This is a genomic window from Streptomyces sp. NPDC026246 (assembly GCF_055567995.1).
In genome coordinates, this window is record NZ_JBVHPJ010000015.1 from 87060 (window position 1) to 104306 (window position 17247).

2 protein-coding genes are annotated in these 17247 nt (G+C 73.3%); both read left to right on the forward strand.

Going from position 1 to position 17247, the window contains the following annotated elements; translation table 11 throughout:
- The first annotated feature begins 21 nt into the window (after positions 1 to 21).
- Positions 22 to 7824, forward strand: a complete 7803-nt coding sequence (locus tag ACZ4M5_RS30085; protein WP_467741437.1) for an amino acid adenylation domain-containing protein — start codon at positions 22 to 24, stop codon at positions 7822 to 7824.
- A gap of 9 nt (positions 7825 to 7833) precedes the next feature.
- A complete protein-coding gene (locus ACZ4M5_RS30090; RefSeq protein WP_467741439.1) occupies positions 7834 to 17241 on the forward strand; it encodes an amino acid adenylation domain-containing protein in 9408 nt (3135 codons plus the stop codon).
- Positions 17242 to 17247: the final 6 nt, after the last annotated feature.

The following is a 17247-nucleotide window of genomic DNA, read 5'->3' on the forward strand; positions in this document are numbered from 1 at the left end:
CACTGTGCTGGGGGCATCTGGATGGGTTGTACCGGCGTCACGTCAGCGCAGGAAGCCATGTGGCTGGCACAGGAGTTCAGCCCCGACGTACCGAACAACGTGGCGACCCTCTGGGACATCGACGGCGACCTGGACACCGCCCTGCTCGCCGACGCGCTGCGCGCGGCGGTGGCGGAGGCCGACGCGCTGCAGGTGAACTTCCGCCGGGACGACGACGTGCTGCGGCCGGTCGCCCGGGACCTCTCGGGATGGGAGCCGTTCCGTCTCGACGTCGGCGACGCCGACGACCCCGCCGACGCGGCCCGCGCGGTCGTCGCCGAGCTCGTGCGCCGGCCCTTCGACCTCGCCGAGGACGCGCTGCTGCGGGCGGGCTCCCTCCGGCTGGGCCCCGGACGTCACCTGCTCGTGCTCGTCTTCCACCACATCCTCACCGACGCGTTCGGTGTCCTCACCCTGCTGTCGGGGCGGATCGCCGAGATCTACCGAGCGCTGCGCGCCGGTTCGCCGGTGCCGGCCGGCGCGCCGAACCCGCCGCGGGACGCGGCGGAGAAGGACGCCGCCTACCGGACGTCGAAGCGGTTCGCCGACGCCGAGCGGTTCTGGCCCGACTACCTCGCCGGTGACCTGCCCGCCGCCCGTCTGCCCGCCGGTGTCCGTCCGCCCGCGGGCGCCACCGGCGGCGAGCCCGGACACTGGGACGGCCTCACCGCGCCGCAGGGGATGTCCACCCGTACCACGACGGTCCCGGCCGCCGAACTCGCCGACTGGGAGCGCGCCTCCCGCGCGGCCGGGACCTCGGTGCCGGATCTGATCTCCTCGGCAGCCACCGCGTTCCTGGGGCACATGTGCGGTCTGGCCGAGCCGCTGCTGACCATCACCGTCAATCACCGTGTCGGCGCGCTGCGCCGCTCCCTCGGCCTGCTCTCCAACCGGGTGCCGCTGGGCTCGCGGGTGGACCCCGCGGCCGACTTCGTGGAACTGGCCGAGGCCCTCGGCCGGGAGCGGCGCCGTGTCCTGCGGCACGCCCGGCACGACATCTCCCTGATCAAACGGGCGACCGGCCACCCCGCGGACGCGCGCAGCCCGTTCGGCGCCGTGGTCAACGTCCTCCCCGCCGTCGAGGCACTCGACCTGGCAGGCGCCACCGCCCGCTTCGCCGGTGGCACCTTCGGCGTGATCGACGAGGTGATGATCTGCGTCTACACCGACGGACGGTCCGGCAGCGACCTGTACGTGCGGTTCGACGCGCCGCGCACCGAGTACGACGACCAGGACATCGCCGGACTCGCCGACCGGTTCACGACGTTCCTCAAAAGGGCCCTGGCCGACCCGCACGCCCCGGTCGGGACCGTCACCGCGCTGCACCCCTCCGAGCAGCACGCGCTGCTCACCGAGTACGCCGGCCCCACCGTGCCGACACCGCGGGCGACCCTGACCCAACTGCTGGAGCAGCAGGCCCGCGCCACCCCGGACGCCGTCGCGCTGATGTGGGAAGGGTCGCCGACGACCTACCGGGAACTGGCCGAGAGGTCCGGCCGGCTCGCACGCCTGCTCACCGAGCGCGGCGCCGGACCCGAGCGGTGCGTGGCCGTCGCGGTGCCCCGCTCCCCGGAACTGGTCGTCGCGCTGGTCGCGGTCCTCAAGGCGGGCGCCGCCTACCTGCCCGTCGACCCGGACTACCCGACCGCCCGGGTCGCCTTCATGCTCGCCGACGCCCGGCCCGCCCTGCTGCTGACGGCCAAGGACACGGCGGACCGGCTGCCCCCGACGGACGTCCCCGTGATCCTGGTCGACGACGTCCCGCCCACCGAAGGGCCCGTCACCCCCGCCGCACACGGTGTCGACCACCCCGCCTACATGATCTACACGTCGGGATCGACCGGACGGCCCAAGGGCGTCGTCGTCACACACGCCGCGATCGTCAACCGGCTGCTCTGGATGCAGGACCGCTTCCGTCTCGACGGCACCGACCGGGTCCTGCAGAAGACCTCCGCCTCGTTCGACGTGTCCGTCTGGGAGTTCTTCTGGCCGCTGATCACCGGCGCGACCCTGGTGATCGCCCGACCGGACGGGCACCGCGACCCGGACTACCTCGCCGAGCTGATCCGACGGGCCGGCGTCACGACGGCGCACTTCGTCCCGTCGATGCTCGCGGAGTTCGTCACCGACGAGGTGGCCGCCTCGTGCACGGGTCTGCGCCGAGTCGTGTGCAGCGGAGAGGCGCTGCCGGCCGAACTGGCCGCGCGCTTCCACCGGACGTTCGGTGTGCCGCTGCACAACCTGTACGGGCCGACCGAGGCGGCCGTGGACGTCACCGCCTGGGAGTACCGGCCCGGGGCGCGCACCGTTGCGATCGGGACCCCGATCTGGAACACCGCGCTCTACGTCCTCGACAGCCGGCTGCGACCGCTGCCGCCCGGCGTCTTCGGCGACCTCTACATCGCGGGCGCCGGACTCGCCCGGGGCTACCACGACCGCCGTGGCCTGACCGCGGAGCGCTTCGTGGCCTGCCCCTTCGGGGAACCCGGACGGCGCATGTACCGCACCGGTGACCTGGCGCGGTGGAACGCCCAGGGCGAGCTGGAGTTCGCCGGTCGCGCCGACCACCAGGTGAAGATCCGCGGCTTCCGGGTCGAGCCCCAGGAGATCGAGGACACGCTGACCGGCCATCCCGCGGTGCTGAGGGCGGCGGTCGTCGCCCGGCCCGGCCGGGGCGCGGACGCGGCCGCCCGACTCGTCGCCTACATCGTCCCGGTGACCGCGGACGCAAGCCGCCCGGCCGGCACCGACTGGGACCTCCACGCCGGTGTGGACCTCGCCGAGCTGCGGGCCTTCGTCGCTGCCCGGCTGCCCGCCCACCTCGTGCCCGCGGCCTTCGTCGCGCTGGACCGCCTGCCGATGACCGCGAACGGCAAACTCGACCGGGCCGGGCTGCCCGAGCCGGAGATCATCCGCCGCGCCCACCGTCCGCCCGCGACCGAGGAGGAGAGCCTCCTGGCCGCCGCCTTCGCCGAGGTGCTCGGTCTGAGCGACATCGGGGTGGACGACGACTTCTTCGCTCTGGGCGGTGACAGCATCCGGGCGATCCAGGTGGTGGCCCGCGCCCGCGCCGGCGGCCTCGCCCTCAGCCCGCGCACCGTCTTCGACTGCCGTACGGTCGCCGCGCTGGCACAGGCGGCGGCCCGCACCACCGCCCCGGCCGCCCTCGCCGAACCGGAGGGCGGGGGCGTCGGCCTGCTGCCGCTGCCCCCCATGGCCCGGCTCTACGCCGAGCGGGGCCCGGGACTGGACCGCCTCGCCCAATGGCTGGTGCTGGAGCTGCCCGAGGCCGTGGACCTGCACGACCTCACCGAGGCCCTGCGCTGCCTGCTGGACGGGCACGACGTCCTGCGTTCACGACTCACGGACGACGGCCTGCTGGTGCAGCCACCCGGCGCGGTGGACGCCGGAGCCCTCATCGACCGGGTCGACTGCACGGGGGACTGGGGCGGCGAGGCGTGGCAGACCCTGCTGCGTGCCCGCGCCGCCGAAGCCGTGCGGCACATCGACGCCCGCGCCGGGCGGATGCTGCGGCTGGTGTGGTTCCGGGGGAGCGCGGGCGGGCCCGGGCGGCTGCTGGTCGCGGCCCACCACCTGGTCGTCGACGGCATGTCCTGGCGGGTACTGCTGCCCGACCTGGCCGCGGCCTGGCACCAGGTCCGGGAGGGCCGAACTCCCGTGCTGCCGCGAGTGGGCACCTCCTTGCGAGGCTGGCTGCACGCCCTGGCCGCGGAAGCGGCCCGCCCCGAGCGGGTGGTGGAGGTGGCGCGGTGGCGCGACCTGCTGGCGGCCCCCGTCACACCCGTGGGTTCGCGGCCGCTCGACCCCGGCCGGGACGTCACCTCCACCACCCGCACCGTCCGGGTGGAACTCCCCGCCGAGCTCACGGACGCCATCCTGACCTCCGTACCCGCGGCCTACGGCAGCGGCGCCGACGACGTCCTGCTCACCGCCCTCGTCCTCGCGCTGGCCCGGCACGGCCGGGGCCTCACCGACGGCGCGACGGTCGTCCGGCTGGAGGGGCACGGCCGGCAGGAGGAGCTGGTGCCGGGCGCCGACCTGTCCCGCACGGTCGGCTGGTTCACCACGGTCACCCCCGTACGCCTCGACGTCTCCGGGATCGACGTCGACGCCGCGATCACCGGAGCGGCAGCCGCCGGCGACGCCCTGAAGCGGGTGAAGGAGCAGCGGCGGGTCCTGCCCGACGGCGGCATCGGCTACACCCTGCTGCGCTACGTCAACGGCGACACCACCGAGCTGCTGCGTCCCTACCCGGCGGACGACATCGGCTTCAACTTCCTGGGGCGCTTCACCTTCGAACGCCCGGAGCCGGTGCCCGGCCAGGACCCCGCCCGAGGCGCCGGCTGGACCCCGGCACCCGAGTGTGCCGAGCTGGTCGCCGCACCGGCCGCGGACATGCCGGCCCCCAGCGCGCTGGAACTGAACGCCCTGGTGACCGGGACCGGCGACGACGCCCGCCTCACCGCCCTGTTCACCTACGCCACCGGAGTGCTGACCGCCGACGAGGTCCGCGCCCTGTCCCGGACCTGGTGTGCCGCCCTGACCGGCCTGCGGGACCTCGTCGCAGCCGGCGGACGGGGCCTGACCCCGTCCGACGTCCCGCTGGTCACGGTCGGTCAGGAGACACTGGACGACTGGCAAGGACGCTTCGGACGCGTCAGCGACGTGTGGCCGCTCACGCCGTTGCAGGACGGGCTGCTCTACCACACGATGCTCGCGAGCAGCGCGTCCGAGGCGTACCAGACGCAGTTCGTGTTCCGGCTCGAGGGCGCCATCGACCCCGGGCGCCTGCGGGCGGCGGGCCAGGCCCTGCTCGACCGGCACCCGAACCTGCGGGTGGCGTTCCAGCCGAGCGCCACCGGTGAACACGTGCAGATCGTCGTGGACGACGTCCCGCTGCCCTGGCGGCACCTCGACCTCACCGGCGAGGACGACGCACCCGGGCGGCTGGAGGAGATCCTCGCCGCGGAGCGCGACGCCCGATTCCACCCGGACAGTCCGCCGCTGCTGCGCCTGACCCTCGTCACCCTCGGCCCGCGCCACGCCGAACTGGCCCTCACCGCCCATCACGTACTGCTCGACGGCTGGTCCGTGCCGCTCATCGGACATGAACTGATGGACCTGTACACGTCCGGCGACACCGGACACGCGGCGCGCTCGCACGGGTACCGGGACTTCCTGAGCTGGCTCGCACGGCAGGACGCGGCACACTCCGCCCGCGCCTGGGCCCGGGAACTCGCGGGGGTGACGCAGCCGACCCTGCTGGCGCCCACGACACCCGGTGCCCGGCCGGCCGACAGCGGCAGCGGGCAGATCGACGTGCCGCTGACCGGGGAGGACACCACCGGCCTGGCGCGCCGCGCCGCGGAGTGGGGCGTCACCACCAACACCCTGGTGCAAGGCGCGTGGGCCATGGTGCTGGCCCAGCTCACCGGCAGCGAGGACGTGCTGTTCGGCGCCACGGTCGCCGGCCGGCCCACCGGGCTGCCCGGGGCGGCCACCACGATCGGCCTGCTCATCAACACGGTGCCGGTGCGCGTACGGTGGACGCCGGCCGACCCGGTTCCGAAAGTGCTCGAACGGCTCCAGCACGCCCAGGCCGGACTGCTGGACCACCACCACGTGGGACTCGCCGACATTCAGCGGGCGACCGGGCTGAACGAACTGTTCGACACGCTGGTGGTGTTCGAGTCGTTCCCGGTCGACCGGACCGGTCAGGCCCCGGATGCCTCGACGCGATCCGGATCGGCGCGACCGGTGGTGGCGGGCATCCGCCCGTACGCCCCGCCCCACTATCCGCTGACCGTCATCGCGGCGGCCGACCCGCTGTTGCGGATCTCCTTCCAGTACCGCCGCAACGTCTTCGGGCGGACCGCCGTGGAGGCGCTCGCCGACCGGCTGGTGCGGATCCTGCGGCAGTTCGCCACCGGATCGCGGCCCACCGCCGGCGCGCTCGACGTGCTGTCCGACGCCGAGCGCGAACAGGTGCTGCACGGCTGGAACGACACCGCGGTCACACCCCCCGAGCGGACCGTTCCCGAACTGATCGCGGCACAGGCGGCCCGGACGCCCGACACCGCAGCTGTCGAGTTCCGCGGGCACCGGCTGACCTACCGGGAGCTGGAGGAGCGGACCGGCCGGCTGGCGCACTGGCTGGCCGGGCAGGGGGTGGGCCCGGAGTCCCGGGTCGTGGTGCTCCTGCCCCGCTCGACCGACCTGGTGGTGGCCCTGCTGGCCGTGTGGAAGGCCGGCGGCACGTACGTGCCGGTGGACCCGGAGTACCCGGCCGCACGGGTGCGGGCCGTGGTCGAGGACAGCGCACCGGTCCTGGTCCTCGACGAGAAGCGGCTGGCCTCGGTGGACCTGTCCGACCGGTCCCCGCACCCCGCCCGCGGCCCGCGCGTACCGCTCGGCGCCGACCACGCCGCCTACGTCATCTACACGTCCGGTTCCACCGGCACACCCAAGGGCGTGGTGGTCCGGCACGGCGCGCTGGCGACCCTGCTGACCGGAATGCAGAAGCGTTTCGCCCTCACGCCGGACGACCGGCTGCTGGCCTGCGCCACCGTCGCGTTCGACATCGCCGCACTGGAACTGTTCCTGCCCCTGCTCACCGGTGGCCGGGTCGTCCTGGCCGGCAAGGACGACATCACCCAGCCGACGGCCCTGCTGGACCTCGTCGAACAGTCCCGTGTCACCGTCATGCAGGCCACCCCGGCGCTCTGGCAGAGCCTGGTCACCCACGCGCCCGCCTGTCTGGCGGGGCTCAGGGTGATCTCCACCGGCGAGGCCCTGCCGCTGGGGCTCGCCGAAACCCTGTCCCGGCACGCCGAGGAGGTCACCAACCTCTACGGCCCGACCGAGACCACCGTCTACGCCACCGCCGCCCGTGTGCTCCCCGGCCGCCGCGGCATGCCTCCCTCCGTCGGCGGCCCCGTCGCCGGCACCCGGATCCTCGTACTGGACCGGGCACTGCGCCCGGTACCGCCCGGCGCCACCGGCGACCTCTGGATCGCCGGCGAGGGCCTGGCCCGCGGATACCACAACAGGCCGGGCATGACCGCGGAGCGGTTCGTGGCCTGCCCGTTCGGTCCGCCGGGCGCCCGGATGTACCGCAGCGGGGACCTCGCCCGCTGGACGGCCACGGGCGAGGTCGAGTACCTCGGCCGCTCCGACCACCAGATCAAACTGCGCGGTCACCGGATCGAGCCCGCCGAGGTCGAGCACACCCTGACCCGCCATCCCGCGGTGCGCCGGGCTGCCGTCATCGCCCGGGAGGACCGCCCGGGGGACCGCCGGCTGGTGGCGTACGTGGTGCCGGAGGCGGGTGCCGAACCCACCACGGCGCTGCTGCGGGACGCGGTGGGGCAGCGGCTTCCGGCCTACATGATCCCGTCCGCGTTCGTGACCCTGGCCGAACTGCCCCTGACGCCCAACGGCAAGCTGGACCGTTCCGCCCTGCCCCGCCCGGAGTTCGCCGGGGACGAGTACCGGCCTCCCCGGACACCCCGGGAAGAGACGTTGTGCGCGTTGTTCGCCGAGGTTCTGGGCGCCGAACGCGTCGGCCTGGACGACGACTTCTTCCTTCTGGGCGGCCATTCGCTGATGGCCACCCGGCTGGTGGCCCGGGTGCGCGCGGAATTGGGCGTGGAAATCCCGATGAGCATCCTCTTCACCGCGCCGACCGTCGCCGAACTGACCGCCCGCTGGGACGAGATGTCGGCCTCCACTCGAATGCCGCTGCGGAGAATGACCGAAAGGTAGGAGAAAACCATGACCCCCCTGTCGTACGCGCAGCGGCGCATGTGGTTCATCAACCGCTTCGAAGGCCCCTCCTCCACGTACAACATCCCACTGCTCCTGCGCTGCCACGGCCCGCTCGACACCGTCGCGCTGCGGGCGGCGTTCCGTGACGTGATGGTGCGCCACGAAGTCCTGCGAACGGTGTTCGCGGAGAGCGACGGCCAGCCGTACCAGCGCGTTCTCGACCCGGCCGACATCGACCCTCCGTGGCAGGACTGGGGCCGGGTGGCCCCCGAGCGGGTGCCCGGCGTGGTGGAGTCGGTGAGCGGCAGCTGGTTCGACCTGTCGGCGGACGTGCCGCTGCGCGGCTGTGTCCTGCAGAGCGGCGACGAGGAGTACCTGGTCGTCCTGGTGCTCCACCACATCGCCGGCGACGGCGGTTCCCTGGCCCCGCTCGCACGTGACGTGTCGACGGCGTACCGGGCCCGGGTCACCGGCTCGGAACCGGACTGGCCCGAACTGCCCGTGCAGTACTCGGACTACGCGTTGTGGCAGCAGGAAATGCTGGGCGACGAAAAGGATCCGGACAGCATCGTCTCGGTGCAGAGCGCCTATTGGGGTGAGGAACTGGCCGGCGTGTCCAAGCCTCTTCCCCTGCCCCTGGACCGGCCCCGCCCCGAGGTGGCGACTTTTCGCGGCGATTCGGTCCCGGTCGGTTTACCGGCGGAACTGCGCGGTGCCGTGGAGAGATTGGCGCAATCCAATGGTGTGACGACGGCGATCGTGCTGCAGGCCGCTTTGGTGGTGTTGCTGCACCGGCTGGGGGGAGGCAAGGATGTGACCGTCGGCTCGCCGATCGCGGGCCGTACGGAGGAGGCGCTGAATGAACTGGTGGGCTTCTTTGTCAACACGTGGACCCTACGCGTGCAGGTGAGCGCGGACCGGAGTTTCGCCTGGGTCCTCGAACAGGTCCGGAAGAAGGCGATTGCCGCCTACGATCACCAGGACGTGCCGTTCGAGAGGCTCGTGGAAATCCTGCGGCCGGAGCGGTCGACCGCGCATCACCCCTTGTTCCAGGTCGTGCTGGCGTGGCAGAACAACACCCCGCCGCACCTGGACCTGCCGGGTCTCACCGTGACGATGGAACCGCTGCCCACGGGCAGCGCCAAGTTCGACCTGTTCTTCAACCTGGCGCCGGACGACGTGACCGGCTCGGTCGTCGGGGAGATCGAGTACGCCACCGACCTCTTCGACCGCTCCACGGTGGAGGACGTCGCGGCACGCTTCGTGGCCGTCGTCGAGGAGGTTGTGGCCGACCCGGCGACCTCCGTCGGCACCGCGGTCACGGACGGGGCCGGCACGTCCGCCGGCTCGCTCGACCCCGCCGAGCGCCACCGGATCCTCGTCGAATGGAACGACACCGCACGCCCCGTCCCCTGCCCCGGGCCGGTCCACCTGCTCTTCGAGGAGCAGGCCGCACGACGCCCGGACGCCACCGCCCTGCGCTGGGCCACCGGCACCATGAGCTACGGCGAGCTGAACCGGTGGGCCAACCGCGTCGCCTGGGACCTCAAGGAACGCGGGGTCGGCCCCGAGACGGTGGTCGGCGTCGGCGTGCCCCGCGGGCCCGCCATGATCGCCGCAGTCCTCGGTGTGCTCAAGGCGGGCGGCGCCTACCTGCCGCTGGAACCCACGCTGCCGGCCGACCGCGTGGCCGGCATGCTGGAGGACGCCGGGTGCGCCCTCGTGCTGTCCACGCCCGACACCGAGCGCTGGGCCCTGCCGGACCATGTCGAGTTCGTCGAACCCGCCGGGGCCCGGTCCACCGGCGCCGACCACGACCCGGAACCGGTCGCGGGGCCGGACAACACGGCGTACATCATCTTCACCTCCGGCAGCACCGGGAAGCCGAAGGGCGTGTCGGTCACCCACCGCCCGGTGCACAACCTGCTGGACTGGTGCTACCGCACCTTCGCGTTCGGCCCCGACGACGTCGTCCTGTGCGTCACCTCACTCGGCTTCGACCTCTCCGTCTTCGACATCTTCGGCCTGCTCGGCTGCGGCGGCGGCGTCTACCTGGCGGACGCCGTGCAGCAGCGCGATCCGCACCTCCTGCTGGACGTGCTGCTCACCGAGCCGATCACCTTCTGGGACTCGGTGCCCACCACCCTCAACCAGGTGGCGTCCCTGCTCACCGAGGACGGCGGGTACGAGGGCGCCGGCGACCTGCGCCTGGTGTTCCTCTCCGGCGATTACACCCCGCTGTCGCTGCCCGACGAGGTCCGCCGCGTGTTCACCGGCGCGGAGATCATCAGCCTCGGCGGCGCCACCGAGGCGACGGTGTGGTCCAACTACTACCGGGTCGGGGAGATCGACCCGTCGTGGCGCAGCATCCCCTACGGCCGCCCCATCGACAACGCCCGCTACTACGTGCTCGACGAGGACATGGAGCCCTGCCCGGTCGGCGTGGAGGGCGACCTGTACATCGGCGGCGACTGCCTCTGCGTCGGCTACGTCAACCGGCCCGAGCTGACGGCGGAACGTTTCGTCCGTGACCCGTTCAGCGCCCGTGAGGGCGACAGGCTGTACCGCACCGGCGACCGGGCCGCCTTCTTCCCGGACGGGAACATCTGCTTCCTCGGCCGCGCCGACAACCAGGTCAAGTTGCGCGGTTTCCGCGTCGAGCCCGGCGAGATCGAGCACGCACTGGTCCGGCACCCGGCCGTCCGCCAGGCCATCGTCACCGCCCGCGAGGACCAGCCCGGCGACCTGCGCCTGGTCGCCTACGTCGTCCCCGACACCGCTGCCCTGCCGTCCGCCGGTGGGACGCAGGAGCAGGTGGGGGAGTGGCAGGAGGTCTACGACCAGGCCTACTCCGACGACGGCGGACACGGTTTCGGTGAGGACTTCACCGGCTGGAACGACTCCGCCACCGGCGAGCCGATCCCCCTCGAGGAGATGCGGGCCTGGCGTGACGCCGCCGTGGCGGGTGTCATGCGCTGGTCACCCGAGCGCGTCCTCGAACTCGGCGCCGGCACCGGCCTGCTGCTCGCGCACATCGCCGGCGGCGTCCGGGAGTACTGGGCCACGGACCTGTCCCGGGCCGCGATCGACCGGCTCGGCGACCAGGTGACCCGGGCCGGACTGGCCGACCGGGTCCGGCTGCGCCATCAGGCCGCCGACGACCTCACCGGACTGCCCCCGGGCGGATTCGACACCGTCGTGCTCAACTCGGTCGTGCAGTACTTCCCCGACGAGCGCTACCTCGCCCGGGTGCTGGACGGAGCCTGGCGCCTGCTCGCGCCCGGCGGCCGGATCGTGCTCGGCGACATCAGGCGGGCGGCCTCGCTGCGCACGCTCCAGACAGGCGTACAGAGCGCGAGGCACCCCGACGCGCCACCGGCCGTCCTGCGCACCACCGTCGACCAGGCCGTGCTGCTGGAGAAGGAACTGGTGCTCGACCCGGAGTGGTTCCTGCGCTGGGCGCAGGACGCGGGGGCGGCCGGAACCGACATCCGGATCAAGGACGGTGCCCACCACAACGAGCTGACCCGCCACCGCTACGAGGTCGTGCTGCACAAGCCCGGCACCGAACCGGCGCACGCCCCGCGCCGGCTCGACGAGGCCCCGTCCCTGGTCTGGGAAGGCGACCTGGGCCGCCTCGCCGACCGGTTGGGCGACCGGCCCGAGGCGGCGGTGCGCATCACCGGCATCCCGAACGCCCGCCTCACCGCCGAGGCCGCAGCGGCCCGTGCCCTCGCCCTGGACGACACCGCCGAACCCGGGCTGCCGCCGCTCGATCCCGCCGAGATCCGCGCCTGGGCCGCCCGGCACGGCTGGGACGCGGTACCCACCTGGTCGGCCGACGCGGTCGACCTGCTCGACGTCGTCGTGCTGCTGGACGGCCCGGCGGCACGCACTCCCCTCACCGGCACCTACCTGCCGGCCACCGACGGACGCGCCCCGGCGAGCGACCCCGCGGTCGCCGCCGCCGTCGGCGCACTGCTGCCCGCACTGCGCGGCCACCTGCGGGAGACACTGCCCGAGTACATGATCCCGGCGGCCGTCGTCCCCATCGCCGCCGTGCCGCTGACCGACAACGGCAAGCCCGACCGGCGTGCCCTGCCCGCGCCCGACTACACCGCCGGCGGCGGCCGGGCCCCCGGCACGCCGGAGGAGGAGTCGCTGTGCGCGCTGTTCGCCGCGGTCCTCGGCCTCGACCGGGTCGGCGTGGACGACAACTTCTTCACCATCGGCGGCCACTCGCTCCTGGCCACCCGGCTCGTCAGCCGCATCCGCGCGGAGCACGGCGTGGAGATCCCCATCCGGGCCGTCTTCCAGTCGCCCACCGTCGCCGAACTCGCGGCCCACCTGACCGCTGCGGACGATCTTCGCCCGGCCTTGCGGCCCCGGACCCGGCCCGAACGGCTGCCCCTGTCCTACGCCCAGCAACGGCTGTGGTTCATCCACCGTTTCGAGGGCCCCTCGGCCACCTACAACATCGCGCTCGCCCTGCGGATGCGCGGCGACCTCGACGCGGCCGCCCTGCGCCGTGCCGTCCACGACGTCGTCGAGCGGCACGAATCGCTGCGTACCGTCTTCGGCGAGGCGGACGGACAGCCGTACCAGCGGATCCTGCCGCCGGCCGCGGTCGAGGTCCCCTGGGAGGAACGCGAGGTCACCGAGGCCGAACTTCCCGGCCTCCTGCGCGAGGCGGCGCGCCGCCCGTTCGACCTGGCGACCGAGATCCCCCTGCGCACCTGGCTGTTGCGGACCGGCCCCCGGGAGGCGGTGTTCCTCATCGGCGCGCACCACATCGCCGCCGACGGCTGGTCCGCCCTCCCGCTCGCCGAGGACCTCACCACCGCGTACGAGACCCGCCAGGCCGGCCGGACGCCCGCATGGGAACCGCTGTCCGTGCAGTACGCCGACTACACCCTGTGGCAGCGGGACCTGCTGGGCGACAGCGACAACCCGGACAGCCTCTACCGGCGGCAACTGGACTACTGGACGACCCGGCTGGCCGGCCTGCCCGAGACCGTCACACCCCCCACCGACCGGCCACGGCCCGCCGTCGCCTCCTACGCCGGCGACCTCGTACCCCTCGCCCTGGACCCCGAGCTGACCGACGGCGTGCGCCGCCTGGCCCGGGATTCGGGCGCCACGGTGTCGATGGTGCTCCAGGCGGCCCTCGCCGCGCTGCTCACGAGGCTCGGCTCGGGAACCGACGTGCCCATCGGCTCACCCATCGCCGGACGCACCGACGAGGCGCTCAACCGACTGGTCGGCTTCTTCGTCAACACCTGGGTGCTGCGCGCCGACACCTCCGGTGACCCCACCTTCGCCGAACTCGTGGGCCGGGTCCGCGAGGACAGCCTCGCGGCCTACGACCACCAGGACATCCCGTTCGAGCACCTCGTCGAGGTGCTCAACCCCGCCCGCTCACCCGCCCATCACCCGCTCTTCCAGGTGTGCCTGGCGCTGCAGAACAACACGCGGCCGGAGTTCCACCTGACCGGCCTGACCGTCACCGAGGAGCCGTTCTCCCTCGGCACCGCCCGCTTCGACCTGTTCATCAGCGTCACCGAACGCGACGAGGACGGCGCGCCGCCCCGGATCGAGGGGTTCGCGGAGTACGCCACCGAACTCTTCGACGAGGAGACGGTGACGACGCTGCTCGACCGCTGGCAGCACTTCCTGCGCCAGGCGGTCGCGGCTCCGGACACGCCCATCGGATCCGTCGGTGTCCTGACTGAGGCCGAACGCGCGGCGCTGGAGGCCTGGGGCGGCCCGTCCCGGGACGCCGGGTTCCGGGCCGGTACCGTCACCGAACGGTTCGCCGCCGCGGCCGCCGCGACGCCGGACGCCATCGCGCTGGTCGCCGCGGACTCCCCACACACCTGGACCTACGCGGAACTGGACCGCTGGGCCAACCGGCTCGCCCACCACTTCCGCGCCCGGGGCGTACGCCCGGCCGACCGCGTCGCGCTCGTGATGGAACGCTCGCCGCTGCTGATCGCCGCCGTACTCGGCGTCCTCAAGACCGGCGCCGCCTACGCGCCCGTCGACCCCGCCTATCCGCCCGAGCGCATCGACTTCCTCCTCACCGACCTCGCTCCGGCCCTCACCGTGGACGAGGCGCTCGCCGAGGTGGTCCTCTCCGGACTGCCCGACTCGCCGCCCGAGGTGGAGGGCGTCGGCGAGCACGCCGTCGCCTACGTGATGTACACCTCGGGTTCCACCGGCAGGCCCAAGGGCGTGGAGGTGACCCACCGCAACGTCGTCGACCTGGCGCTCGACGGCTGCTTCCGCACCGGCGCCCACCGCCGCGTGCTGGTCCACTCACCGCACACCTTCGACGCGTCGACGTACGAGATGTGGGTGCCGCTGCTCGGCGGTGGCACGGCCGTGGTGGCCCGCGCCGGCCGGCCGGACACCGCGGAACTCGCCCGGCTGATCGCCGAGCGGGAGGTGACTGCCCTGTGGCTGACCGCCGGACTGTTCGCCGTGATGGCCGAACAGCACGCCGAGTGCTTCGGCGCCGTCCAGGAAGTGTGGGCGGGCGGGGACGTCCTGTCGCCGAGCGCCGTCCGCGCGGTCCTCGAGGCGTGCCCCGGCCTCACGGTGGTCAACGGCTACGGCCCCACCGAGACCACCACGTTCGCCTCCCGGTACCGGATGACCTCCCCGGAGCAGGGCGCCGGCCCGCTGCCCATCGGCACCCCGATGGACGGCAGCCGGCTCCTCGTCCTGGACGAGCGGTTGCGGCCCGTACCGCCCGGTGTGGTGGGCGAGTTGTACATCGGTGGCGACGGGGTGGCCCGTGGCTACGCCGGCCGTCCCGGCCTGACCGCCACCCGGTTCGTGCCCGACCCCTCCTCGAGGCCCGGAGGACGCGTCTACCGCACCGGCGACCTCGTGCGCTGGGACCGAGCCGGCCGCCTGCACTACGTCAGCCGCAGCGACGACCAGCTCAAGCTGCGGGGCTTCCGCGTCGAGCCGGGCGAGCTGGAGGCGGTGCTGCGCGAGCAGGAAGGCGTGGCGAACGCGGTGGTCACCGTGCGCCGCGACCGGCTCGGCGAACGCCGCATGATCGCCTACGTGGTGCCCGGCGACACCGCGTCCACCGACCGTGACGCCACCGAACAGGTCGACGAGTGGCGCGAGGTCTACGACACCATGTACGGCGGGACGGAGGTCGCCACCGACACGGTCGGGGAGGACTTCACCGGCTGGAACAGCTCCTACACCGGCCTCCCCATCCCGCTGGAGGAGATGCGGTCCTGGCGGGAAGCGGTGCTGCGGCGGGTGCGGTCCCTGCGCCCGCGCCGCGTGCTGGAGATCGGCGTCGGCTCCGGCCTGCTGCTCGGCCCGCTGGCACCCGAGACCGAGGAGTACTGGGGCACCGACTTCTCGGCGCCCGTCATCGAACGACTGCGCGCCCAGACGCGGGCCGACCGGCGGCTGGCGAACAAGGTGACCCTGCGCTGCCGGCCCGCCCACGACGCGGAGGGCCTGCCCGCCGGGCACTTCGACACGGTGATCCTCAACTCGGTCGTGCAGTACTTCCCGGACGCCGACTACCTCGGCCGCGTACTCGACCTCGCGATGGACCGGCTCGCACCCGGCGGACGCATCGTCCTGGGCGACGTGCGCAACCACCGCACCCTGCGCACGTTCGCCGCCGCCGTGCACCGCTGCCGGCAGCCCGCCGACGGCCCCGCCGCCGTGCAGGCCGCCGTCGAACGCGCGGTGCTCGCCGAGAAGGAACTCGTCGTCGACCCGGGCTTCTTCACGCGATACGCCGAGACCCACCCGGACACCGTCGCGGCCGACATCCGTCTCAAGCAGGGCACCCACCACAACGAGCTGACCCGCCACCGCTACGAGGTCGTGCTGCACAAGGCGCCGGCGAAACCGCTGGACCTCGGCGACCTGCCCGAGGCGGTGTGGGCGTCGGAGGTCCGCGAACTCGACGACCTGGACGCCGCGCTGGCCCGGCACGGCGGCCGGCTCCGCCTGACCCGCGTCCCCAACGCCCGCCTGGCCGGCGAGGCCGCCGAGTGGGGCGCTCCCGCCGAACTGGGCGGCACCCTCGACCCCGCCGAACTGGAGGCGTGGGGTGCGAGGCGCGGCATCGCGGTGTACTGCACGTGGTCGCCCCAGGCCGGGGACTTCTTCGAGGCGGCCGTCGTGCCCGACGTCGACGCCGTCTGCTGCGACGGCCTGTACCGGTCCGCCGGCGCTCCCTCGGCCCGGCCGGCCAACGTCCCCGCGGTCTCCCGCCGTGCCTCCCGGCTGCCTTCCCTGCTGCGGGCGCGGCTCGCCGGCCGGCTGCCGGACTTCATGATGCCCGCCGAGATCGTCGTCCTGGACCGGCTGCCGCTCACCGAGAACGGCAAGGTGGACCGGGCGGCGCTGCCCGAGCCGGACCCGGTCGGCGGGGAACACCGGGCGCCGCGCACCCCGCGCGAGGAGGAACTCGCCGCGCTCTTCGCCGAAGTGCTGGGCCTGGACCGCATCGGCATCGACGACGACTTCTTCGCCTGCGGCGGACACTCGCTGCGCCTGACGCGACTCGCCTGGCAGATCCGCGAGAAACTGGGCGTGGACGTGCCGATCCGCACGGTGTTCCAGTACCCGACGGTCGCGGAACTGGCCGCGCAGCTGACCACCGACACCGACGCCCACTTCGAGGACCCGTTCGCCGTCCTGCTGCCGATCCGCACCGAAGGGCAGCAGCCGCCGCTGTGGTGGCTGCATCCGGGCGGCGGGCTGAGCTGGCCCTACCTCGGCTTCGCCCGCCACCTGGACCCGGGCCGTCCGCTGTACGGCATCCAGGCACGCGGCTTCGACGGGACCACCGCGCCGGCCGGCTCGATCGAGGAGATGGTCGAGGACTACCTCGGGCAGGTGCTCCGCGTCCAGCCGAGCGGCCCCTACCACCTGCTGGGCTGGTCCTTCGGCGGCACCCTGGCCCACGCCATGGCGGCCGAACTCCAGCGCCGCGGACACGAGGTGGCACTGCTGGCACTGCTGGACGCCGCGCCCTCCAGCCACTTCGCCGACCTGGAAGCGCTGGACGAATCCATGGTGCGCCGTTATCTCGCCAACTACATGGGACACCTGGCGGGGATGGAGGAATATCCGTCGCTCGTCACCACCGCCTCCTCGATCTTCATCGGGCAGATGGAGCAGATGCGGCGGTTCACGTCACCCCGGTACCGAGGTGACGTCGTCTTCTTCAACGCGCTTCTCGACCCGGAGACCCACGACAAGCGGGTACTGGACGAGGACCTCGACGTGCTCTGGCAGGACCACGTCGACGGCCGTGTGCAGCGCATCGACATCCCTTGCGCTCACAACGAGATGTACTGGCCACGGAACGCGGCCGAGATCAGCCGCACCATCAACCGCATGCTGCGGGCGTCGCAGTGACCCTGT

Coding starts and splice junctions, on each gene's coding strand:
- ACZ4M5_RS30085 (WP_467741437.1), top strand. CDS start 22: ATGGGTTGTACCGGCGTCACGTCAGCGCAGGAAGCCATGTGGCTGGCA.
- ACZ4M5_RS30090 (WP_467741439.1), top strand. CDS start 7,834: ATGACCCCCCTGTCGTACGCGCAGCGGCGCATGTGGTTCATCAACCGC.